Here is a 21,526-nt window from a genome sequence, read left to right as displayed (position 1 = left end):
ACAGGGGAGGAAGAGATGAACTGGCTCGACGACAATCTGTGGCTCGCCTGGTTGGCGGGTGCACTCGTGCTCGTGGCGGTCGAGGCCGCCACCGTCGACTTCGTCTTCCTGATGGTCGCCGGCGGCATGGTCGCCGGGGGGATTGCGGCCGCGCTCGGGGCGCCGCTCGTGGCCCAGGTCATCGTGGCCGTGGTCCTGGCGCTCGCCCTGCTCGTCGTCGTCCGTCCGCTGATCAAGCGTCAGTTCTCGACGACCACCGACCACCGGATCGGCGCGAGCGGCCTCACCGGCCAACTGGCCCGCGTCGTGCAGACCGTCACCGAGACGGACGGGCGGGTCCGCCTCAACGGCGAGACGTGGAGCGCCCGGGTCCCCGACGGCGAGCAGCCGTGCGAGCCGGGCGACGAGGTCCGCGTCCTCGCCATCGAGGGCGCCACCGCGCTCGTCACCCACCGCCAAGGCACCTCCGCGCACTGAGCGCGCCACGAACCACCACCCTGGGAGTCTCCACATGGAACCGTTCATCTTCCTGCTGGCGCTGATCGTCTTTGCGCTGGTCATCCTCTTCAAGACGGTCCGGATCGTGCCGCAGCAGACGGCGCTCATCATCGAACGACTCGGCCGCTACGCGCGCACGCTCGAGGGCGGCATCCACGTCCTCGTCCCCTTCGTCGACAAGGTGCGGGCCCAGATCGACCTGCGTGAGCAGGTCGTCTCCTTCCCCCCGCAGCCGGTGATCACGAGCGACAACCTCGTCGTCAACATCGACACGGTCATCTACTACACGGTCATCGACGCCAAGTCGGCCGTCTACGAGATCGCCAACTTCATCCAGGGCATCGAGCAGCTCACCGTCACCACGCTCCGCAACGTCATCGGTTCACTCGACCTCGAGCAGACCCTCACCAGCCGCGACCAGATCAACGGTCAGCTCCGTGGAGCCCTCGACGAGGCGACCGGCCGCTGGGGTATCCGAGTCAACCGGGTCGAGCTCAAGGCCATCGACCCGCCCATGTCGATCCAGGAGTCCATGGAGAAGCAGATGAAGGCGGAGCGCGAGCGTCGCGCCCAGATCCTCAACGCCGAGGGCGTGAAGCAGTCCAACATCCTCACCGCCGAGGGTGAGAAGCAGAGCCAGATCCTGCGTGCCGAGGGTTCGGCCCAGGCCCGGGTCCTCGAGGCCCAGGGTCAGGCCCGCGCCATCAAGCAGGTCTTCGACGCCATCCACCGCGGCAAGCCGACCCAGAAGCTGCTCGCCTACCAGTACCTGCAGGTGCTCCCGCAGATCGCTCGCGGTGACTCCAACAAGATGTGGATCATCCCCTCCGAGCTCACCGATGCCCTGCGCGGCATCGGCGGCATGCTCGGCAAGGGTGACGAGTCCGAAGGCGACGACGGCTGGGTCGAGCCCGGCCCGGAGGAGGAGGGCAATGTCTTCGAGGAGACCGTCCTCGAGGACCCGGCCCAGGCCCTGAAGGAGGCTCGCGGCCAGGCGGGTCAGGCCAGCCTTGAGGCCGGCGAGCACGCCAACCCCCGTCCTCGCGTCCAGCCGCCGACCCCTCCGTCGCCCGACGCGGTGCCGCCGCGGCCCCCGCAGCCCGGGACACCGGACGTCACCGGCCACTGACGGCAGCCAACCCGACACCATCGGCACCCGGCCTCCCCCTTAGGGTGGCCGGGTGCCGCTTTGGGAAGCCCTCGCCATCATCCTGGCCGGGGTGTGGGCGGGCACGATCAACACGGTCGTCGGTTCCGGCACCCTCGTCACCTTCCCGGTGCTGCTGTTCTTCGGCTATCCGCCGGTCGTCGCCAACGTCTCGAACAGCCTCGGCCTCGTCGGCGGGGGAGTCACCGGCGTCTGGGGCTATCGGCGCGAGGTTCGAGCCATGCTCCCCGCCCTGCGCCGGCTCGTCCCGGCCTCGCTCATCGGCGGCATCGCTGGTGCGTTGCTCCTGCTCGTCCTGCCGCCGGAGGCCTTCGAGCGGATCGTGCCGCTCCTCATCCTGCTGGGCATCGTCCTCGTCATCGTCGGACCGCGACTCCAGCGCTGGGCGGCCGCCCATCACCGGGACGGCGTGCCCCCGCGCTCGCACGTCGTGGCACTCGTGGCGGGGGTGCTGCTGGCCGGCGTCTACGGCGGCTACTTTGGGGCGGCGCAGGGTGTCCTGCTCATCGGTCTGCTCAGCACCTTCAGCGCCGAGCCCCTGCAGCGCCTCAACGGCGTCAAGAACGTCCTCGGCACCGTCGTCAACTTCGTCGCTGCCCTGGTCTTCATCGTCGTCGAACCCGAGGCCATCGACTGGACCGTCGCCGGCCTCATCCTCAGCGGCGCCCTCATCGGCGGGCTCATCGGAGCGTCCGTTGGTCGCCGCCTTCCACCCACCGTCCTCCGCGCCGTCATCGTGCTCATCGGTGTCGTCGCCATCGCCCACCTGGTGCTGACCTGATGCCGATCGAGTTCACCGATGCCGCCGACCCCGCCCTGGACGACTACGTCCGGCTCACGGACGTCGCCCTACGCCGGATCAAGGAGCCCGAAGGCGGGCTCTACATCGCCGAGTCGGAGAAGATCATCCGCCGCGCGCTGCGCGCGGGGCATCGGCCCCGGTCGTTCCTGATGGCCACGCGGTGGCTCACCGACCTCGCCGACCTCGTGGCCGACGCCGAGGCGCAAGGGATCCCCGTCTTCACGGCCGAGCACGACGTCATCGAGAGCCTGACCGGCTTCCACCTCCACCGGGGCGCGCTCGCCGCCATGCACCGACCCGCGCCCGTCCCGGTGGCGGAGCTGGTGCGGGATGCGCGGCGTGTGCTCATTCTCGAGGACGTCGTCGACCACACCAACGTCGGTGCCGTCTTCCGCAGCGTCGCCGCGCTGGGGTTCGACGCCGTGCTCATCACCCCGCGCTGCGCGGACCCGCTCTACCGGCGAGCCATCCGCGTCAGCATGGGCACCGTCTTCCAGGTGCCGTGGGGCCGGATCGAGCCGTGGCCCCGTGCCGTGGACGACCTGCGCGCCGAGGGTTTCGCCGTGGCCGCCCTGGCGCTGTCCGACGACGCCGTCGACCTCGACACCTACGCGGCGACCGCCCCGGAGAAGGTCGCTCTCGTCCTGGGGACCGAGGGCGACGGCCTGTCCCGGCGCACCCTGGCCGCCGCCGACGCGGTCGTCACGATCCCGATGGCCGGGGGAGTGGACTCCCTCAACGTGGCCGCCGCGGGCGCCGTCGCGGCCTACGCCCTCCGCGTCCCTCAGAGCTGACAGGTCCCCGTCAGCGTCGCACGCGCGATGGTGTGGCTGCCGTAGGTGAAGGCGGCCACCGTCGAGGTCACGGAGTCGTCGATGCCGAGGTCGTCGGTGTCGAGGGCGTGCACGGCGAAGACGTAGCGGTGCGGCCGGTCACCGGCCGGCGGAGCCGCGCCGCCGAAGGCCTTCGTGCCGTAGTCCGTGGCGATGTGGAAGGCGCCCTCGGGCAGGTCGGCGCCGCCCTCGGCGCCGGCGCCCGCGGCGAGCTCGGTGACGTCGGCGGGGATGCCGACGACCGTCCAGTGCCAGAAGCCGGCCGGGGTCGGCGCGTCCGGATCGAAGCAGGACACGGCGTAGCTCTTGGTGCCTGTGGGGGCACCGCTCCACGAGAGGTGAGGCGAGACGTTGCCGCCACCCACACCCCAGTCGTCGAAGAGTTGCGCCTGCGCGAGGGGCGCGCCCTCGGCGACGTCGTCGCTGACGACGGTGAAGGAGGGCACGGCGGGCAGCAGGCCGTAGGGCTCGGGTGCGATGGGGCGATCGAAGCTCATGCCCTCCACCCTAGGACGTCACCCGACGAGGCGGCGGCACAACGCCTCGAGCTCCCCGCGGGGGTCGTCGGTGAGTCCGCTGTGCACGGGTGACGGCTGGAGGATCGTGCTCCGCGGAGCGCTCAGCCAGCCGAAGCGGCGACCCAGTGGCCCGAGGACGGGGCGCCCGCCCCCTTCCACGCCGGCGCACACGTCCGCGACGATGGCCAGAGCCGCCGTCACGCCGTCGACGTCGAGCTCGGGCGCGAAGGCGGTCAGCCGCGCCGGATCGAGCGCCGTGCAGGCATCGAGGACGTCGGCGGACTGGCTGTAGAGGACGACACCGACGTTGAGGAACTCCTCGCGGTCGACGCGCGGCACGCACCGCAGGGTGACGTACTGGTAGGCGTGGCGCTTCATGCGACGCCTCCCGGCAGCCAGGCGGCCGGCGCGTCGAGCCGGGCGCGAAGGTGGGCGACGTAGGCGGCCCGGACGTCGTCGGGGGAGTCGAGGCCGGGTGCGGGCTCGAGCCACTCCGTCGGCACCATCGCCACGACCTCGGTGAGGACCTCGTCGGTCAGTCGCGGCGCGAGCCGCTCGTGCGTCCCCGCGAGGTCTGCCGTGCAGTCGAGCAGCACGTGCTGACTCGCGTCGAAGGGCTGCGCCGCGAACCGCTGGGCGTCCGGCCCCTTGCTCGGCCAGGCGTGGTGGAACCAGAGCGCCGCGCCGTGGTCGATGGCCCAGACCTCCTTGTGCCACAGCAGGAGGTTGGGGTTGCTCCACGTGCGGTCGACGTTGGCGGTGAAGGCATCCAGCCAGACGATCGGGTCGGCGACCTCGGGGGTCGCCGCGCGGGATCCGTCGTAGCCGAAGGAGCCGGGGAGGAAGTCGACGCCGAGGTTGGTGCCCAGCGAAGCCGTCAGCAGGTCCTGGACCTCCTCATCGGCCTCGTAGCGGGCGATGTCGCGCACGAGGTCGACAACGACGAGCCGGGGCACCGCGATGTCGAGTCGGCGGGCGAGCTCCCCGACGATGACCTCGGCGACGAGCACCTTGAGGCCCTGGCCGGCGCCGCGGAACTTCACGACGTACATGCCGCAATCGCTCGCCTCGACGAGGCCGGGGAGGGAGCCGCCCTCCTTCAACGGGAGGGCGTAGCGGGTGGCGGTGACGGTCTCGAGCACCTGCCCAGCGTAGGGCTCGTGAGCCTCCGGACCGACGGCCCGACCCCGACGACGACGTGATGACCCGACGCGGATCCCGCTGCGGGGGAGGCGTTTAGGACTCGGGCGGATGTCGTGTTAGTGTTTCCCGTCGTTGAGCAGGAACCCACGCCGGCTCGACAACCACTCGTCCGGGTGGCGGAATTGGCAGACGCGCTAGCTTGAGGTGCTAGTGCCCGTATTAGGGCATGGGGGTTCAAGTCCCCCCTCGGACACCACTGAAAAAGGGTCCCGACCACTGCGGTCGGGGCCCTTTTCGTTGGCCACCTAGAGTGGTCGCATGGCCGATGCGACCCAGAACCAGCCCTCGACCCTTCGTCCCGAGGACGAGGTCGTGGACCTGTGTCGAGACCTGATCCGGATCGACACGAGCAACTACGGCGACGGGTCGGGGCCGGGGGAGCGCGCGGCAGCCGACTACGTCGTCGAGCGGCTGCGCGAGGTCGGACTCGAGCCCGAGCTCATCGAGAGCGCGCCGGGGCGCGCGAACGTCGTCGTGCGGATCCCCGGCGCCGACCGGGAACGTGGGGCACTCTGCATCCACGGTCACCTGGACGTCGTGCCGGCCGACGCCGCGGACTGGCAGGTGGACCCCTTCGCCGCCGAACTGCGTGACGGCTGCATCTGGGGTCGCGGCGCCGTCGACATGAAGGACATGGACGCGATGATCCTCGCGAACGTGCGCCACCTCGCCCGCACCGGCACGGTGCCGCCGCGCGACCTCGTCATCGCCTTCTTCGCCGACGAGGAGGCCGGTGGCACCTTCGGCAGCGGCCACCTCGTCCAGGAGCGCCCGGACCTCTTCGCTGGCGTCACCGAGGCGATCAGCGAGGTCGGCGGGTACAGCGTCACCGTCCCGTCGCCCGACGGGGACCGACGGGCCTACCTGCTCCAGACGGCGGAGAAGGGGATCGCCTGGCTCCACCTGAAGGCGACCGGACGCGCGGGCCACGGTTCAGTGCCCAACGACGACAACGCCATCGCCCGGCTCGCCGGCGCCGTGGCCCGGATCGCCGCCCACGAGTGGCCGCGGGAGTACATCGCCTCCGTGGACGCCCTGCTCGACGGCGTCAGCGAACTGAGCGGCATCGAGCGCACCCCCGACAACGTCGACGCCATCGTGTCGGCGATCGGCGGCGCCGAGGGCTTCGTGCGGGGGACGCTGCGCGACACCGCGAACGTGACGATGTTCTCCGCCGGCTACAAGCACAACGTCATCCCGCAGAACGCCCAGGCTTCGGTGGACTGCCGCTTCCTGCCGGGGCACGAGGAGCAGCTGATGGCGACGGTGCGCGAGCTCGCCGGCGAGGGCGTGGAGGTCGTCGTCGACCACCGGGACATCGCGCTCGAGACCGCCTTCGCGGGGCCGCTCGTCGAGGCGATGCAGGCCGCGCTGCTCGCGGAGGACCCCGAGGCGACCGTCCTGCCGTACTGCCTCTCCGGGGGTACCGACAACAAGGCGCTCAGCCACCTCGGGATCACCGGCTACGGCTTCGCGCCCCTGCGTCTGCCGGCGGGGCTGGACTTCGCACCGATGTTCCACGGCATCGACGAACGCGTGCCCGTCGAGTCGCTCGTCTTCGGCACGACGGTCCTGGGCCGTCTCATCGCGACCTGCTGAGGCCTGCGCCGGCGGGCGCGCGGGGGACCCGGATGATCCGACGGCGCAGCCGCGAACGCTGCGAGCCGTCGACGTAGACGGTCGTCGAGTCCAACTCCCAGTGGCCGTACTCGGCCTCGTCGACGAGGGCGCGGCGGATCTCGTTGCGGCTGGTGCCCCGGGGGAATCGCAACGTGCGGAACTCGTACTCGATCATCGCCTCCCATAATGACCGAACTCCCGATACGGTCATCCCATGAGCGTCGACCCGCGTGCCGCACTGAACACCCTCGTCGCCGCCTTCGAGCGTCACCTCGAGGCATCCGCCGGCCGTCATGGCGAGGACGATCCCGCCGTCCTGGCAGCGTGGGACGACTTGGCCGACGCCTTCGAGGCCTATGACGACGCGCTCCTGGACGCCTACGGCGAGATGACGCCGCTGGAGGTCTACACGGCCCCCGAGGAGAACGCCGACCTCGACGAGGACGACGATGACCTCGAGGAGTTCGACGACGACTTCGATGACGACGATGACGACGACCTCGACGACGACGACGACGACGAGGACTCCGACGAGGACGCTCCCGCGCGGGGGTGATCCCTCCGCGTTCGGTCCGCGCAGTTCCATCGCGAGCGGCGCGCGTCCAGCCGATGATGAGGCGCCCGTGTCAGGATGACCGGCGGTCCCCGGGTGATCCTGCCCGGTTGGCCTTCTTCCGACTGAAAGCCTGAGGCACCCGCGCGTGGATCTGTCCTACTTCGATGCCGTCGTCCTCGGGATCGTCGAGGGGCTCACCGAGTTCCTCCCCGTCTCCTCGACGGGGCACCTGACGATCGCGGAGCAACTCCTGGGACTCCAGGTCGACGACCCGGCCGTCACCGCCTACACGATCATCATCCAGTTCGGTGCGATCGTCGCGACGTTCCTCTTCTTCGCGAAGAAGATCGCCCGCCTCTTCCTGGCGTGGGTGCGCGGCCTCACCGACAGCGCCGCCCGCACCGAGCACGACTACGCCCTGGCGTGGGCCGTCATCGCCGGCTCCATCCCCGTGGGCATTGTCGGCTTCCTCGGGCGCGACCTCATCAGCGGCAGCCTGCGCAGCCTGTGGGTCGTCGCGGCGGCACTCATCCTGTGGAGCATCGTCATGCTCGTCGCCGAGCGGCGGCACGACCAGTTGGCCTCGCGCGACACGCTTCGCGGCGAGGGCGGGGTGCGCGTCATCGACGGGCTCATCATCGGCATCGTCCAGTGCTTCTCGCTCATCCCTGGTGTCTCCCGCAGCGGCGCCACGATCTCGGCCGGGCTGCTTCGCGGCATCGACCGGGTCACCGCCACCGAACTCTCCTTCTTCATGGCCATCCCCGCGCTGACCGCGGCGGGCGTCTTCCAGGCCTATGAGGAGCGCGCGAGCCTCGGCGATCTCGGCATGGGCCCGATGCTCGTGGGCATCGTCGTCTCCTTCGTCGTGGCCTACGCCTCGATCGCGTGGCTGCTCAAGTTCGTCGCGGGCAACTCGCTGCGGTCCTTCGTCTGGTACCGCGTCGCGCTCGGCCTCGTGCTCCTCGCGGCCCTGGGCGCCGGCTGGATCAGCGCGACCTGACCGGCGTGAGCGTCACCGGGGCTAGAGCCACCCGGTGCGCTTGAACTCGCGGTAGAGGCCGGCGCACCCGGCGACGATGACGGCGACGATGACGAAGTAGCCGTAATAGAACTCGTGGCCGCCGACGGCGACGCTCGCGGTCAGCTCGGGCATGTACGTGAAGTTCATGCCATAGATGCCGGCGATCATCGTCGGCAGGGCCGCGATCGCCACCCACGACGAGATCTTGCGCATGTCGTCGTTCTGCCGGACACCGACCTGGGCGAGGTGGACGTTGAGGATGTCGGTCAGTAGCCGGTCGTGCGACTCCGTGTGGTCGATCACCTCGAGCAGGTGGTCGGCGACGTCGCGGAAGTACAAACGCATCTCCGCGTCCTTGAGCGGGGACGTGGGTGCGTGCAGCGCCCCGATGGGCCGGGCCAGCGGGAGCACCGCGCGCTTGAACTCGAGCACCTCGCGCTTGAGCTTGTAGATCTCGGTGCTCTCGACCCGCTTCATGGCAAAGACGCGCTCCTCGATCTCGTCGAGGTCCTTCTGGATCTCCTCGTCGACGGCGACGTAGTTGTCGACGACCGAGTCCACGATGACGTGCAGCGCGCTCAGGGCACCGCGGTTGAGGTGCTCGCTGTCCGCCTCGAGGCGCCGCCGCACGCCGTCGAGCGGGTTGGCCTCGCCCTGACGGACCGTGACGACGTAGTGGTCACCGACGAAGACCTTGACGTCGCCCGTCTCGATGTCGGACGTCTCCTCGATGTAGCGGACGGTCTTCAGCACGGCGAAGGTGGCGGACGGGTAGCGCTCGATCTTGGCGCGTTGATCGGGGGCGAGCGCGTCCTCGATCGCCAGCGAGTGCAGGTCGAACTCGTCGTTGACGTGGAGGAACTCCTCCCGGGTCGGGTCCTTGAGACCGATCCAGACGAAGGCGGTCGGGTCACCGGACGCGCGCAGGGCGGCGACCTCGTCGCTGAGGTCCCCGCAGGGTTCGGCGCGGCGGGCACCCTTGACGTACACGGCCTGATCGACGATCACCGCCTCATTGTGGCCCCGGGCGCCCCGTGGCACCTCCCGGCGCGCCGTCGCCAGCGTCCACGGTCCGGGGCGGCCGTACAGTGGCCGCGTGCCCACCGTCATCCTCCTGCGCCACGCGCGCTCCACAGCCAACGCCGCGGGGGTGCTCGCCGGATGGTCGCCCGGGGTCCATCTCGATGACGACGGCCGCGGCCAGGCGCGAGAGGTGGCCGAGCGCCTGCGTGATCTCCCGCTGGTCCACGTGGCCATGAGCCCCCTCGAGCGTTGCCGGGAGACGGCCGCACCGTTGCTCGAGCTGAAGCCGGACGTGACGACGTCGACCGAGGCCGACCTGGGCGAGTGCCACTACGGCGCCTGGACCGGTCGACCCCTGGCCGAGCTGGCCAAGGAGCCCCTGTGGCGCACCGTCCAAGATGAGCCGTCGCGGGCGACCTTCCCCGCCTCTGCGGAGCACGAAGGGGAGAGCCTGACGGCGATGGCGGCGCGCACCGTGGCCGCGATCGAGCGGATCGACGCGGAGGTGGCGCACCGTCACGGCCCCGACGCATTGTGGCTCGCGCTGTCCCACGGGGACCCGCTCAAGGCGGTCCTGGCGCACGCCGCGGGTGCGCCACTGGATGCCTTCCAGCGATGGCACGTCGCGCCGGCCTCGGTGTCGCTGATCCGCCTCACGGACGGCCGAGCCACGCTTCTGCGGGTCAACGACACCGGGGCTCCGCTGTGGCGGCCCGCCCCCGCCACCGGTCTCGCGTCCGGGGACGCCACGGTGGGCGGCGCCACGGCCTGACGGCTGGGCGCCGGTTAGGGTGGCGGGCATGAGCCTCGTCGAGTTCGACCCGCCGGAGCGCTTCGTCGCCGGCACCGTGGGACCCCCCGGACAGCGCGCGTTCTTCCTCCAGGCCGGCGCCGAGGGACGACGCGCCACGCTGTCGATCGAGAAGGTCCAGCTCAAGGTCCTCGTCGAGCGGCTGAGTGAACTGCTCGACGATCTCGCACCCGACGAGGTCGAGCCGGGGATCATCGACAACGCGCCGCTTGACCCGCCCATCGAGGAGGACTTCCGGGTCACCACGCTCGCGCTGTCGTGGGACGACGAGCGCACCGTCGTGGTCATCGAGTGCCACGACGCCGACCCCGAGGAGGTGCGGGCCGAGGACGAGCTCCCCATGCCCGTCCAGTCCGTCCGCATCGTCCTCAGCCCGGCGCAGGCCCACGCCTTCGTGCGCCGCTCCACCGGGGTCATCGGCGCGGGACGCCCGGCGTGCCCCTTCTGCGGTGGCCCGCTGGACCCGGAGGGCCACATCTGCCCGCGGGCCAACGGCTACAAGCGCTGAGCCAGCCCCCGTCGTGAGCACCCAGGCGGCGCCCGACCTCGCCGGCGGTGACCTCGAGGTCATCGGCCGCATCGTCGGCGCGTCCAACCTCGCGCTCCTCGTCGAGGTCGTGGGGCCCGGGCCAAGGATCCGTGCCGTCTACAAGCCGGAGCTCGGCGAGCGGCCGCTGTGGGACTTCCCCGACGGCACGCTCGCCGCACGCGAGCGCGCCGCGCACCTCGTCTCCTCCTGGGGAGGCTGGGACGTCGTGCCGCCCACGGTGCTGCGGGACGGGCCCCACGGACGCGGCTCCGTGCAGGAGTGGATCGACGTCGCGGAGGACGTCGACGGTGTCGTGCACCTGCGGACCCCCGGCACGGTCCCGGCCGAGGAGATCGAGGTGTTGGAGGGGGAGGACGGCGACGGGCGGCCCGTGCTCCTGACCCACGACGACGCCCCCGACCTGCGCTCGGTCGCCGTCCTCGACGCGGTGCTCAACAACAGCGATCGGAAGGGGACCCACCTGCTCGTCGGGCCCCACGGCCTGCGCGGGATCGACCACGGCCTGTGCCTGCACCACGAACCGAAACTGCGGACCGTGCTGTGGGGCTGGGCCGGCCAACCCCTGCCCCCGCGCGACGTCGAGCGTCTCGAGCTCCTCCTTCAGGTGATCGAGCAGGATGCGCCCGCCGGCGAACTTGACGAGCTGCTCACCGCGGCCGAGGTCGACGCCCTCGTCGCGCGGACGACGGCGCTGCTGCGCGCGGGGCGCATGCCCCTGCCGGGGACGGGGTGGCCGGCCATCCCGTGGCCGCCCCTGTGAGTCGCGCACGTAGTCTTGCCCGGTGAAGTCCTGGCCCTCCCCGTCCCTGCCCGACGTCCCCGGTGACGGCGCGCCCCTCCACCTCCACGACACCTCGCGCAACGCGGTGGCGCCCGTGGACGCCGGCCCCGTCGCCACGATGTACGTCTGCGGCGTCACGCCCTACGACACGACCCACATGGGGCACGCGGCCACCTACGTCACCTTCGACCTCGTCGGCCGGGTCCTGCGCGACGCCGGGCACGAGGTGCGCTACGTGCAGAACGTCACCGACGTCGACGATCCGCTCTTCGAGCGGGCGGCCCGCGACGGTGTCGACTGGGAGGAGCTCGCGACCGAGCAGATCGCCCTCTTCCACGAGGACATGACCGCCCTGTCCGTCATCCCGCCGACCGTCTACGCGGGCGTCGTCGAATCCATGCCGGAGATCATCGAGGCCGTCGAGGGCCTCGTCGCGCGCGGGGTCACGTACACCCTGCCGGTCGATGCAGGCACCCCCACGGACGAGGGGGGAGACGTCTACCTCGACCTGTCGACCGTCCCCTCCTTCGGGTCCGTGAGCCACTGGTCGCGCGCCGAGATGATGGCCGTCTTCGCCGACCGCGGCGGTGACCCCGAGCGCCCCGCCAAGCGCGATCCGCTCGACCCCCTCCTGTGGCGCGCCCACCGCGACGGCGAACCCGCCTGGGACTCCTCGGTCCTCGGGTCGGGACGCCCCGGCTGGCACATCGAGTGCACCGCGCTCGCGGTGGAGCACCTGGGTGTCCCCTTCGACATCCAGGGTGGCGGCACGGACCTGACCTTCCCGCACCACGAGATGTCGCAGGCACAGTCCGACGTGCTGACCGGCACGAGCCCCTTCGCGCGCTTCTTCGTGCACCAGGCGATGGTGGCCTACGACGGCGAGAAGATGAGCAAGTCGAAGGGGAACCTCGTCCGGGTCTCCCAGTTGCGTGGCGTGGGCGTCGACCCGCGCGCCATCCGCCTCGTCCTGCTCGGGCAGCACTACCGCTCGGAGTGGGAGTGGACCGCCGACCTGCTCGACGCCGCCGAAGCGCGGCTCGACGCCTGGACGAGGGCGGTCTCTCTGCCCTCCGGCCCATCCGCTGAGAGCACGATCGCCTCGGTGCGGTCGGCGTTGGCCGACGATCTCGACTCGCCCGACGCCCTCGCGGCCATCGACCGCTGGGTGGATCACGCGCTCACGCGCGGCGGCTCCGACGCGCATGCTCCGGGCGCCATCGCCGACCTGACGTCGGCGCTGCTCGGGGTCGACCCGCGCGCCTGACCTCCGGGTTGCTCGGGCTCAGGACGTCTCGCCCGGCTCCCGCCGGCGCAGGTAGCGCTCGAACTCCTTGGCGATGGCATCGCCCGTCGCCTGGGGGAGTTCGGCGGTGTCCTGCGCCTGCTCCAGGGCTTCGACGTACTCGGCGACCTCGTCGTCGGACTCCGCCAGTTCGTTGATGCCGCGCTCCCACGCCCGCGCGCTCTCGATGAGGTCGTCGGGGTCGATGGGGGTGTCGAGGAGTTCCTCGAGCTTGGCGACGAGGGCGAGCGTGGCCTTCGGTGAGGGCGCGTGACCCGCGTAGTGGGGGACCGCCGACCACACCGAGATGGACGTCAGGCCGGCCTGATTGGCGGCGTCGGCGACGACACCGACGATGCCCGTCGGACCCTCGTAGGTGCTTGCCTCGAGATCGAAGCGGTGAATGGTGTCCTCGTTGTCCGACGTCGCCGTCACCGGGATGGGTCGGGTGTGCGCGACGTCGGCCATGAGCGAGCCGAGGGTGTAGACCGCGCTGACGCCGGCCTCCTCGGCGAGCTCCATCAGCTCGAGAGTGAAGGCGCGCCAGCGGAAGGACGGCTCGATGCCCTGGACGAGCAGGACGTCCCGCCCGAGACGCTCGGGCAGGGCCAGGAGGACGCGGGTCGTGCGCCACTGGATGCGGCGGATGCCGTCCTCGGTGGTCACCCGCGGGCGGTTGACCTGGAAGTCGTAGTAGTTCTCCGGGTCGAGCGCGGACACCGCGTCGGCGTCCCAGACACGGCTGAGGTGGGCCACGGCCGCCGTCGCGGCCTCGCCGGCGTCGTTCCAGCCCTCGAAGGCGCAGATCATGATGGGGTCGCGCAGCTCGGGCAGATCCTCGAACTCGATCACGCTGGTCCCTCCGACCACTCGACACTGGGGAAGGTCCCAGCCTACGCAGGCGGCGGTCGGCTGCCCGCACCGGCGCGCACTAGACTCGCCGTGCCAAGCCCCTGAGCAGGACGGACGTCGTGACCACCACTCTCACCGAGCTCCCCGCCGCTGTCCTGTGGGACATGGACGGCACCTTGGTCGACACCGAGCCCTACTGGATCAACGCCGAGCACGCGCTCGTCGAGGAGCACGGCGGCACGTGGACGGAGGAGCTCGCGCACCAACTCGTGGGCAATGCGCTCATCGTCAGCGCGGAGTTCATCCGGGACAACTCCCCGGTCGACCTCGAACCCGTCGCGATCGTCGAGGAACTCCTCCAGCGGGTCATCGCCCAGGTCAAGGAACACATCCCGTGGCGACCGGGTGCGCGCGAACTGCTCGAGGACCTGCACCGCCACGGCGTCCCCTGCGCCCTGGTGACGATGTCGTGGCGCTCGCTCGCGGACGCCGTCCTCGGCGCGCTGCCGGGCGAGTGGTTCGCCGCCGTCATCACCGGTGACGAGGTCACCCACGGCAAGCCCCACCCCGAGCCCTACCTCGCCGCGGCCCGGGCCCTCGGCGTCGAGCCCAGCGCCTGCATCGCCATCGAGGACTCGCCGACGGGGGTGCGCTCGGCGATCGACGCCGGTGTCCCGACCCTCGCGGTGCCGCACGTGGTGCCCGTCCCCGTGACGGCCGGCGCCACCCAGATCCCGTCGTTGCGCGGGCTGGGCGCGGGCGACCTTCGCCCGGCCGCCGGTCTCTGAGAACCGAAGACGACCACGACCCACCCGGTCAGTCGTCGCCGGACTCGGCGACCCCCGTCGCCGCGGGGTCAACGGCCAGGAGAGCGGCTCCCTCGGGCAGCGGGGGAGGCGTGCCACCGAATTCGGGGCACAGGTCCTTGAAGTCGCACCAGTCACACAGCTTTGACGTGCGCGGGCGCCAGTCGCCGGTCTCGGCGGCCCGCCGGATCGCTTCCCACACCGCCAGGACATTGCGCTCGAGCGAGCGCAGGTCACGCTCGTCAGGCACGTAGCGCACGACCTCCGAGTCACCGAGATAGACGAGCTGGAGGAGGTCGGGGACCCTCCCGTGCAGACGCCACAGCACAAGCGCGTAGAACTTCATCTGGAAAAGGGCCTTGCCCTCGTACTGCTCCCGCGGCGACCGACCGGTCTTGTAGTCGACGACCCGCATCTCGCCCGTGGGAGCGACGTCCAGACGGTCCACGTAGCCGCGCAACACGAGCCCGTCGACCTCCGTCTCGACGTAGAGCTCCCGCTCGGCGGGCTCGAGCCGCGTCGGATCCTCAAGCGTGAACCAGCGCCGGACGAGGGCCTCCGCGTCACCCAGCCACGAGGTCTCGTCGACGGCGTCGTCGCCCGTCAGCAGCCCGGCCAGCTCCGGACGCTCCTCGACCATGGCGGCCCACTCGCCCGGCAGCAGGTCGACCGCGGCCTCCGGGGTCCGGCCGTCGGCGGGCAGGTCGAAGAGCCGCTCCAGCGCCGCGTGGACCAGCGTGCCGCGGGCGGCCGCGGCACTGGGCGGCGTGGGGATCCGGTCGATGACGCGGAACCGGTAGAGCAGGGGGCACTGCTTGAAGTCGGCGGCGCGACTGGGGGAGAGGGCTGCGACCATGTGCCCCACCCTAGGCACGCCCACCGACACCGCAGATGAGTGGACTCAGTCCTCCGGCAGGTAGCCGAGGTTCGGCGAGAGCCAGCGCTCCGCCTCGCGGAGCGTCCAGCCCTTGCGCTCGGCGTAGGACTCCACCTGGTCACGACCAACGCGTCCGACGACGAAGTACTGGCTGTCCGGGTGACCGATGTACCAGCCACTCACGGCGGCGCCCGGCCACATGGCCATGGACTCCGTCAGTTCGATGCCCGCATTGGACTCGACCTCGAGCAGGCGCCAGAGCGTCGCCTTCTCCGTGTGCTCCGGACAGGCCGGGTAGCCCGGCGCCGGACGGATGCCGGCATACCGCTCGTGGATGAGGTCCTCGTTCGCGAGGGACTCGCCGGCGGCGTAACCCCACAGCTCGCGCCGCACCCGCTCGTGCAGCCGCTCGGCGAAGGCCTCGGCCAGTCGGTCGGCGACGGACTCGAGCAGGATCGCCGAGTAGTCGTCGAGCTCCGCCTTGAACTCCTTGACCTTGTCCTGCGCGCCGAGTCCGGCCGTGACCGCGAACGCACCGACGTGGTCGCGCAGCCCGGTCTCCTTCGGGGCCACGAAGTCGGCCAGGCTGCGGTTGGGCACACCCGGGCGGTGCCGGCCCTGCTGCCGGAGCATCGGCAGTCGTTCGAGCACCTCGGTCCGGTCCTCGTCAAGGTAGATCTCGATGTCGTCGCCGACGGCGTTGGCCGGGAAGAGCCCGATGACGCCATTGGCCTTCAGCCAGCCCTCGGCGATGGCGCGGTCGAGCATGTCCTGAGCGTCGTCGTAGAGCCGGCGGGCCGCCTCGCCGCTCGCCGGGTTGTTGAGGATGTCCGGGAAGGACCCCTTCATCTCCCAGGCGTTGAAGAAGGGTTGCCAGTCGATGTAGGTCCGCAGCTCGGCGAGGTCGTAGTCGACGAAGACGCGCAGGTGCCGCTGGGCACCGTCGCGGGCGTGCTCGGCCGGGATCACCCCGGGCACCTGGTCCGGCGCGGTGAGCAGGCGAGGGGTCTGCGGGACCCCCGCCGACCAGTCGATCGGCGTCCGGTTGTCCGCGGCCCGGTCGTAGGACAGCAGCGGCCGCTCGGTCGCCTTCGCCGCATGCCGCGCGCGCAGCGCGTCGAAGTCGGCCCGCACGTCCGCGAGCATCGCCTCGCCGCCCGACTCCGACAGGAGCGCGGAGACGACGGGCACGGAGCGGGACGCGTCCTTCACCCACACGACGGGACCGTGGTACTGCTGGTCGATCTTCACTGCGGTGTGCGCGCGGGAGGTCGTCGCCCCGCCGATGAGCAGCGGGATCTCCATACCCGTCCGCTCCATCTCCGCGGCGACGTTGACCATCTCGTCGAGCGAGGGCGTGATGAGACCCGACAGCCCGATGACGTCTGCCTTCTCGGCCCGCGCCGTCTCGAGGATCTTCTGCGCGGGGACCATGACGCCGAGGTCGACGACGTCGTAGTTGTTGCACTGGAGGACGACGCCGACGATGTTCTTGCCGATGTCGTGCACGTCGCCCTTGACCGTCGCCATGACGATCTTGCCCTTGGGCTTGTCCGGTGCGTCGGGGTCCTTCTCCGCCTCGATGAAGGGGATGAGGTGCGCGACCGACTTCTTCATCACCCGGGCGGACTTCACCACCTGGGGGAGGAACATCTTGCCGGCGCCGAAGAGGTCGCCGACGACGCCCATCCCGTCCATCAGCGGACCCTCGATGACCTCGATGGGCTTGCCGCCGGCGGCCGAGATCTCCCGGCGCAGCTCCTCGGTGTCCTCCTCGGCGTAGGTGTCGATCCCCTTCACGAGGGCGTGGGTGATGCGCTCGCGCACCGGCAGGCCACGCCATTCCTGTGCCTGGACCTCAGCCTGCTCTCCGGTCCCGCTGAACTCCTCGGCGATCTCGAGCAGCCGCTCGGCGGCATCGGGACGGCGGTTGAGGACGACGTCCTCGATCCGCTCGCGCAGTCGCGGGTCGACCTGGTCGTAGACGGCCAGGGCGCCGGCGTTGACGATGCCCATGTCCATCCCCGCCTCGATGGCGTGGAAGAGGAAGACGGCGTGGATGGCCTCACGCACCGCGTTGTTGCCGCGGAAGGAGAAGGACACGTTGGAGACGCCGCCCGAGACGAGGACGCCGGGCAGGTTCTCCTTGATCCAGCGTGTGGCCTCGATGAAGTCCTTGCCGTAGTTGGCGTGCTCCTCGATGCCCGTGGCCAGGGCGAAGATGTTGGGGTCGATGATGATGTCCTCGGCGGGGAAGCCCACCACCTCGGTGAGGATCCGGTGCGCCCGCTTGCTGATCTCGATGCGGCGCGGCAGGTCGTCGGCCTGGCCGTCCTCGTCGAAGGCCATGACGACGACGGCCGCCCCGTAGCGGCGGCAGAGCCGGGCGTGCTCGATGAACGCCTCCTCGCCCTCCTTGAGGGAGATCGAGTTGACGATCGGCTTGCCCTGCACGCACTTCAGCCCCGCCTCGATGACCTCGAACTTCGAGGAGTCGATCATCAGAGGCACCCGGCAGATGTCCGGCTCGGAGGAGACGAGGTTGACGAAGCGGTGCATCGCGGCGACGCCGTCGATCATGCCCTCGTCCATGTTGATGTCGATGACGGGCGCGCCCGCCTCGACCTGCTGTCTGGCGACCTCGAGGGCGGCGTCGTAGTCCTCGGCCTTGATGAGCTTGCGGAAGCGGGCCGAGCCGGTGATGTTCGTCCGCTCGCCGACGTTGACGAAGAGGGTCTCGTCGGTGATGTTGACCGGTTCCAGACCGGCGAGTCGCATGGCCGGGGCCACCGCGGGAGGCACGCGCGGGCTGCCGGCGGCCGCGGCGTCCGCCAGGGCGGCGATGTGGTCGGGGGTCGTGCCGCAACAGCCGCCGATGATGTTCGTCAGCCCGGCGCCGACGAACTCGGCGAGCGTGCCGGCCATGTGGTCGGGCTCCTCGTCGTATTCCCCGAAGGCGTTCGGCAGTCCCGCGTTGGGGTAGCAGGAGACGAAGGTGTCGGCGACCCGGCTGAGCTCGGCGAGGTAGGGACGGATGTCCTCGGCGCCGAGCGCGCAGTTGAGGCCCACCGCCAGCGGCGCCGCGTGACGGACCGAGTTCCAGAAGGCCTCGGTCGTCTGACCCGACAGGGTGCGCCCCGAGGCGTCGGTGATGGTGCCGGACAGGATGACGGGCCAGCGCCGGCCGTGCTCGGCGAAGAGGCTCTCGAGGGCGAAGATCGCGGCCTTGGCGTTGAGGGTGTCGAAGATCGTCTCGATCAGGAGCACGTCGACGCCCCCGGCGACCAGAGCCCGGGCCTGCTCCAGGTAGGCCTCGACGAGCTCGTCATAGGTGACGTTGCGGCTGCCGGGGTCGTTCACGTCCGGCGAGATCGACGCGGTGCGGTTCGTCGGGCCGAGGGCGCCGAGCACCCAGCGCGGGCGGGAGGGGTCGCGCTCCATCGCCTCGTCGACCGCGGCCCGCGCCAGGCGTGCCGAGGCCAGGTTGAACTCGGTCGCGAGGTCCTGCATCCCGTAGTCGGCCAGGGAGATCCGCTGCGCGTTGAAGGTGTTCGTCTCGATGAGGTCCGCGCCGGCATCCAGGTAGGCCCGGTGGATGTCGCGGATCACCTCGGGCTGCGTCAGCGAGAGCAGGTCATTGTTGCCCTTGAGGTCGCTCGCCCAGTCGGCGTAGGCGGCGCCGCGGTAGTCGGCCTCGGAGAAGCCGTGGCGCTGAATCATCGTGCCCATGGCTCCGTCCATCACCAGAACGCGCTCGCGCAGGACCGCGGTCAGCGCCGCAGTGGCATCGGGACGAAACTCGGCAGTGGACACAGTTCCTCACTTCGGTTGCTTCTCGGGCCGCGACGACCCGGCAGCCAGTATCGCGGAGTCGCGCGCGAGGTCGTTCCCCTGCCCGCCCACCGGTCGTCGGCACAGGGAACCCGCATAGGCTCACATCCCATGACCACCGGCCCGAGCTCGTCCTCGCAGGCGCCGTCACGTGCGGCGCGCGCCTCCGGCCCCGGCTGGCGGATCGCCACCATCGGCGGGGTCCCCGTCCACCTCGGCGGGACCTGGTTCCTCATGGCCGCCGTCATCGTGGCGCTCATCGGTCCCGGGATCGCCCGCAGCCGACCGGACCTCGGGCTCCTCGCCTACGCGGTGGCCTTCGCCTACGCCCTGCTCCTGCTCGTGGCCGTCCTCGTCCACGAGGGAGCGCACGCGCTCGCGACACGCGCCTTCGGGCTGCCGGTGCTGCGGGTGGTCGCCGACCTCTGGGGCGGGCACACCGCCTACGACCCGACCAAGGCCACTGCGGGGCAGTCCGCCGTCATCGCCGTCGTCGGCCCGATCAGCAACCTCGTCCTGGCCGGTGTCGCCTTCGTCGTCGCCCCGCTGCTCCCGCCCGGGGTCCCGCACGGGCTGGCGGCCGCCTTCGCCCTGATCAACGGGGTGTTGGCCGCCTTCAACCTGTTGCCGGGGCACCCGCTCGACGGCGGACAACTCGTCGAGTCGGCCGTCTGGGGCGCGACGGGGGACCGGCACCGAGGCCGGGTCGTCGCCGGGTGGTGCGGACGGCTCGTCGTCGTCGGCCTCGCCGTGTGGTGGCTCGTCGTCCCGCTGCTGCGTGGTCGCGACCTCGACATCACCCAGCTCATCTGGGTGGGCATGGTCGGGATGTTCATGTGGCGCGGTGCCAGCCAGGCCATCGCGGCTGGCACCATCCTGGGTTCGCTCGGTCGCGTCCCCCTGACCTCGGTCATCCAGCCGGCGCACGCGATCACGGCGGATGCGACGGTCGCGCAGGCCGCGGACGCCGCCCGAGAGGGCGCCGTCGCCGTCCTCGTCGGACCCGAAGGTCGCCCGCTCGGGCTCGTCGACGCGCAGGCCCTGGGCGCCGTCCCGCGGGCGGCGTGGGCCACGACGAGCATCGCCGCCGTGGTCCGGCATCAGCCGCCCGAGTGGGCCCTCGAACTCGGCCCGGACGCTGATGCGATTGCCCTCGTGCGCACCATGCAGGAGCACGACCTCGCCGTCGTCGCCGTCACGACCGGCGGCGTCCTGCGGGGCGTGGCCACGGCCCAGGCGGTCATGACGGCACTCGACGGCCACTAGACTCGCGCCCCATGACTGCCACCGGAGCCGAACTGCGGCGTGGACCCTTCCGTGAGGGCGACCGTGTCCAGCTGACCGACCCCAAGGGTCGCCTGCACACCATCGCGCTCCAGCCGGGCAAGCAGTTCCACACCCATCGCGGCTACATCGCCCACGACGACCTCATCGGCCGCCCCGATGGGTCGACGACGACCAACACCGCGGGTGTCGAGTACCTCGTCATGCGACCGCTGCTGTCGGACTACGTCATGTCCATGCCGCGCGGCGCCGCCGTCGTCTACCCGAAGGACGCCGGCCAGATCGTGACGATGGCCGACATCTTTCCCGGCGCCCGCGTGGTCGAGGCCGGGGTCGGCTCCGGCGCCCTGTCCATGTCGCTCCTGCGCGCCGTCGGTGAGCACGGCAGCGTCCACTCCTTCGAGCGTCGGGAGGACTTCGCCGAGATCGCGAAGGCCAACGCCCGCGCCTTCTTCGGTGTCGACCACCCGGCGTGGCAGGTCACCGTCGGGGACCTCGTCGAGACCCTGCCGACCGCCGTCGAGCCGGGCACCATCGACCGCGTCGTGCTCGACATGCTCGCCCCCTGGGAGTGCCTTGACGTCGTCGCCGACGCCCTCGCGCCCGGTGGCGTCCTCATCTGTTACGTCGCGACGGCCACGCAGCTGAGCAAGGTCGCCGAGGCCATGCGCGACCGCGGCTGCTGGGCCGAGCCCTCCGCGTGGGAGTCCCTCGTGCGCGGCTGGCACCTCGAGGGTCTGGCGGTGCGGCCGGAGCACCGCATGCACGGCCACACCGGCTTCCTCATCACCGCGCGCCGCCTCGCCCCGGGCACGACGCCACCGCTGCGCAAACGTCGGCCGGCCAAGGGCGCCTACGGTCAGGACGACGCCGCCGAAGCGGGCGGCGATGCCGACGTGGCACCCGTGCCCGAGGGTCCGGCGACCGTGCCGGACGAGGACTGGACGTCCGAGGCGTTGGGGGAGCGCGTGGCCGCGCCCAAGAAGATGCGCAAGCTCCGCCGCGGCATCGTCGAGCCGGCGTCACTCGATGGTGACGCCCCGCTCGAGGGCGACGCCATCGAGCCCGGCGACACCAGTGGCACGGACGCCTGACACGACCTGACGCGTCGGTCGACGGCATCAGCCAACCCCGTCGCCCAGATCTCGACTGGCAGGACCTCCCGGGCATCGTTCCGTGTGGGCGTTACGTTGTCCTCAGGGAC

At 71.1% G+C, this 21,526-nt stretch carries 22 protein-coding genes and 1 tRNA gene; 15 read left to right on the top strand and 8 right to left on the bottom strand.

The window, feature by feature from the left end; genetic code table 11:
- Nucleotides 1-15: 15 nt before the first annotated feature.
- Genes ACQBAS_RS06410 through ACQBAS_RS06395 form a run of 4 tightly spaced genes read left to right on the top strand, consistent with a single transcriptional unit; the run spans nt 16 to nt 3,262 of the window.
- Nucleotides 16-477 (top strand): NfeD family protein, encoded by a 462-nt coding sequence (locus ACQBAS_RS06410; RefSeq protein ID WP_427385519.1) that lies wholly within the window; start codon nt 16-18, stop codon nt 475-477.
- Between the two features lie 34 nt (nt 478-511).
- Nucleotides 512-1,627, top strand: coding sequence for an SPFH domain-containing protein (locus tag ACQBAS_RS06405; protein ID WP_427385518.1), 1,116 nt, complete (start codon nt 512-514; stop codon nt 1,625-1,627).
- A 52-nt stretch (nt 1,628-1,679) separates the two neighbouring features.
- Nucleotides 1,680-2,447 (top strand): sulfite exporter TauE/SafE family protein, encoded by a 768-nt coding sequence (locus ACQBAS_RS06400; protein ID WP_427385517.1) that lies wholly within the window; start codon nt 1,680-1,682, stop codon nt 2,445-2,447.
- On the top strand, nt 2,447-3,262 hold the full coding sequence (locus tag ACQBAS_RS06395) for a TrmH family RNA methyltransferase (RefSeq protein WP_427385516.1): 816 nt from the start codon (nt 2,447-2,449) through the stop codon (nt 3,260-3,262). Before ACQBAS_RS06400 ends, ACQBAS_RS06395 begins: the two co-directional genes overlap by 1 nt.
- On the opposite strand, the gene ACQBAS_RS06390 is transcribed toward ACQBAS_RS06395, so the two are convergent.
- Genes ACQBAS_RS06390 through ACQBAS_RS06380 form a run of 3 tightly spaced genes read right to left on the bottom strand, consistent with a single transcriptional unit; the run spans nt 3,253 to nt 4,961 of the window.
- On the bottom strand, nt 3,253-3,798 hold the full coding sequence (locus ACQBAS_RS06390) for a YbhB/YbcL family Raf kinase inhibitor-like protein (RefSeq protein WP_427385515.1): 546 nt from the start codon (nt 3,796-3,798) through the stop codon (nt 3,253-3,255). The genes ACQBAS_RS06395 and ACQBAS_RS06390 overlap by 10 nt on opposite strands.
- An 18-nt stretch (nt 3,799-3,816) precedes the next feature.
- A complete protein-coding gene (locus ACQBAS_RS06385) occupies nt 3,817-4,197 on the bottom strand; it encodes a DUF3037 domain-containing protein (protein ID WP_427385514.1) in 381 nt (126 codons plus the stop codon).
- A complete protein-coding gene (locus tag ACQBAS_RS06380) occupies nt 4,194-4,961 on the bottom strand; it encodes a HipA family kinase (protein WP_427385513.1) in 768 nt (255 codons plus the stop codon). Before ACQBAS_RS06380 ends, ACQBAS_RS06385 begins: the two co-directional genes overlap by 4 nt.
- Nucleotides 4,962-5,129: 168 nt before the next feature.
- Between ACQBAS_RS06380 and ACQBAS_RS06375 the strand changes: the two genes are divergently transcribed.
- A tRNA-Leu gene (locus ACQBAS_RS06375) sits at nt 5,130-5,218 on the top strand.
- 62 nt (nt 5,219-5,280) lie between these two features.
- A complete protein-coding gene (locus tag ACQBAS_RS06370; RefSeq protein WP_427385512.1) occupies nt 5,281-6,621 on the top strand; it encodes a M20/M25/M40 family metallo-hydrolase in 1,341 nt (446 codons plus the stop codon).
- On the opposite strand, the gene ACQBAS_RS06365 is transcribed toward ACQBAS_RS06370, so the two are convergent.
- A complete protein-coding gene (locus tag ACQBAS_RS06365; RefSeq protein ID WP_427385511.1) occupies nt 6,605-6,817 on the bottom strand; it encodes a DUF5703 family protein in 213 nt (70 codons plus the stop codon). The two genes, ACQBAS_RS06370 and ACQBAS_RS06365, sit on opposite strands and share 17 nt — an antisense overlap.
- Before the next feature lie 39 nt (nt 6,818-6,856).
- Between ACQBAS_RS06365 and ACQBAS_RS06360 the strand changes: the two genes are divergently transcribed.
- Together ACQBAS_RS06360 and ACQBAS_RS06355 are read left to right on the top strand one after the other, a co-directional pair.
- The gene (locus ACQBAS_RS06360; protein ID WP_427385510.1) at nt 6,857-7,198 is read left to right on the top strand and encodes a primosomal protein; all 342 of its coding nucleotides are present in this window, start codon (nt 6,857-6,859) and stop codon (nt 7,196-7,198) included.
- A gap of 145 nt (nt 7,199-7,343) precedes the next feature.
- Nucleotides 7,344-8,201: an undecaprenyl-diphosphate phosphatase gene (locus ACQBAS_RS06355; RefSeq protein ID WP_427385509.1), complete on the top strand. Its 858-nt coding sequence runs from the start codon at nt 7,344-7,346 to the stop codon at nt 8,199-8,201.
- A 21-nt stretch (nt 8,202-8,222) separates the two neighbouring features.
- Here ACQBAS_RS06355 and ACQBAS_RS06350 read toward each other — a convergent pair whose 3' ends face one another.
- The gene (locus ACQBAS_RS06350) at nt 8,223-9,230 is read right to left on the bottom strand and encodes a magnesium and cobalt transport protein CorA (protein WP_427385508.1); all 1,008 of its coding nucleotides are present in this window, start codon (nt 9,228-9,230) and stop codon (nt 8,223-8,225) included.
- An 88-nt stretch (nt 9,231-9,318) separates the two neighbouring features.
- On the opposite strand from ACQBAS_RS06350, the gene ACQBAS_RS06345 reads away from it, so the two are divergent.
- The 4 genes from ACQBAS_RS06345 to mshC are packed head-to-tail and all read left to right on the top strand — an operon-like array spanning nt 9,319 to nt 12,654.
- A complete protein-coding gene (locus ACQBAS_RS06345; RefSeq protein ID WP_427385507.1) occupies nt 9,319-10,017 on the top strand; it encodes an MSMEG_4193 family putative phosphomutase in 699 nt (232 codons plus the stop codon).
- 28 nt (nt 10,018-10,045) lie between these two features.
- Nucleotides 10,046-10,564, top strand: coding sequence for a DUF3090 domain-containing protein (locus ACQBAS_RS06340; RefSeq protein ID WP_427385506.1), 519 nt, complete (start codon nt 10,046-10,048; stop codon nt 10,562-10,564).
- A gap of 13 nt (nt 10,565-10,577) precedes the next feature.
- Complete coding sequence (locus ACQBAS_RS06335) at nt 10,578-11,366, top strand: SCO1664 family protein (protein ID WP_427385505.1); 789 nt, start codon at nt 10,578-10,580, stop codon at nt 11,364-11,366.
- Nucleotides 11,367-11,388: 22 nt separating this feature from the next.
- Complete coding sequence (gene mshC, locus ACQBAS_RS06330) at nt 11,389-12,654, top strand: cysteine--1-D-myo-inosityl 2-amino-2-deoxy-alpha-D-glucopyranoside ligase (RefSeq protein WP_427385504.1); 1,266 nt, start codon at nt 11,389-11,391, stop codon at nt 12,652-12,654.
- An 18-nt stretch (nt 12,655-12,672) separates the two neighbouring features.
- Here the strand turns inward: mshC and ACQBAS_RS06325 are convergent, their stop codons facing one another.
- Nucleotides 12,673-13,524, bottom strand: a complete 852-nt coding sequence (locus ACQBAS_RS06325) for a PAC2 family protein (RefSeq protein ID WP_427385503.1) — start codon at nt 13,522-13,524, stop codon at nt 12,673-12,675.
- Nucleotides 13,525-13,643: 119 nt separating this feature from the next.
- Here ACQBAS_RS06325 and ACQBAS_RS06320 point away from each other — a divergent pair, with 119 nt between their 5' ends.
- Nucleotides 13,644-14,312, top strand: a complete 669-nt coding sequence (locus tag ACQBAS_RS06320) for an HAD family hydrolase (protein ID WP_427385502.1) — start codon at nt 13,644-13,646, stop codon at nt 14,310-14,312.
- Nucleotides 14,313-14,340: 28 nt separating this feature from the next.
- On the opposite strand, the gene ACQBAS_RS06315 is transcribed toward ACQBAS_RS06320, so the two are convergent.
- Together ACQBAS_RS06315 and metH are read right to left on the bottom strand one after the other, a co-directional pair.
- Nucleotides 14,341-15,186, bottom strand: coding sequence for a RecB family exonuclease (locus ACQBAS_RS06315; RefSeq protein ID WP_427385501.1), 846 nt, complete (start codon nt 15,184-15,186; stop codon nt 14,341-14,343).
- A gap of 45 nt (nt 15,187-15,231) precedes the next feature.
- The gene (metH, locus tag ACQBAS_RS06310; protein WP_427385500.1) at nt 15,232-19,020 is read right to left on the bottom strand and encodes a methionine synthase; all 3,789 of its coding nucleotides are present in this window, start codon (nt 19,018-19,020) and stop codon (nt 15,232-15,234) included.
- Between the two features lie 129 nt (nt 19,021-19,149).
- Between metH and ACQBAS_RS06305 the strand changes: the two genes are divergently transcribed.
- Complete coding sequence (locus ACQBAS_RS06305) at nt 19,150-20,304, top strand: site-2 protease family protein (protein WP_427385499.1); 1,155 nt, start codon at nt 19,150-19,152, stop codon at nt 20,302-20,304.
- Between the two features lie 11 nt (nt 20,305-20,315).
- A complete protein-coding gene (locus tag ACQBAS_RS06300; RefSeq protein WP_427385498.1) occupies nt 20,316-21,416 on the top strand; it encodes a tRNA (adenine-N1)-methyltransferase in 1,101 nt (366 codons plus the stop codon).
- Nucleotides 21,417-21,526 lie beyond the last annotated feature (110 nt).

It is taken from the genome of Janibacter zhaoxuefangae (assembly GCF_050271985.1).
Lineage (GTDB): Bacteria > Actinomycetota > Actinomycetes > Actinomycetales > Dermatophilaceae.
The sequence above is the reverse complement of the archived record's forward strand: the minus strand, read 5'-3'. Positions and strand labels throughout refer to the sequence as shown.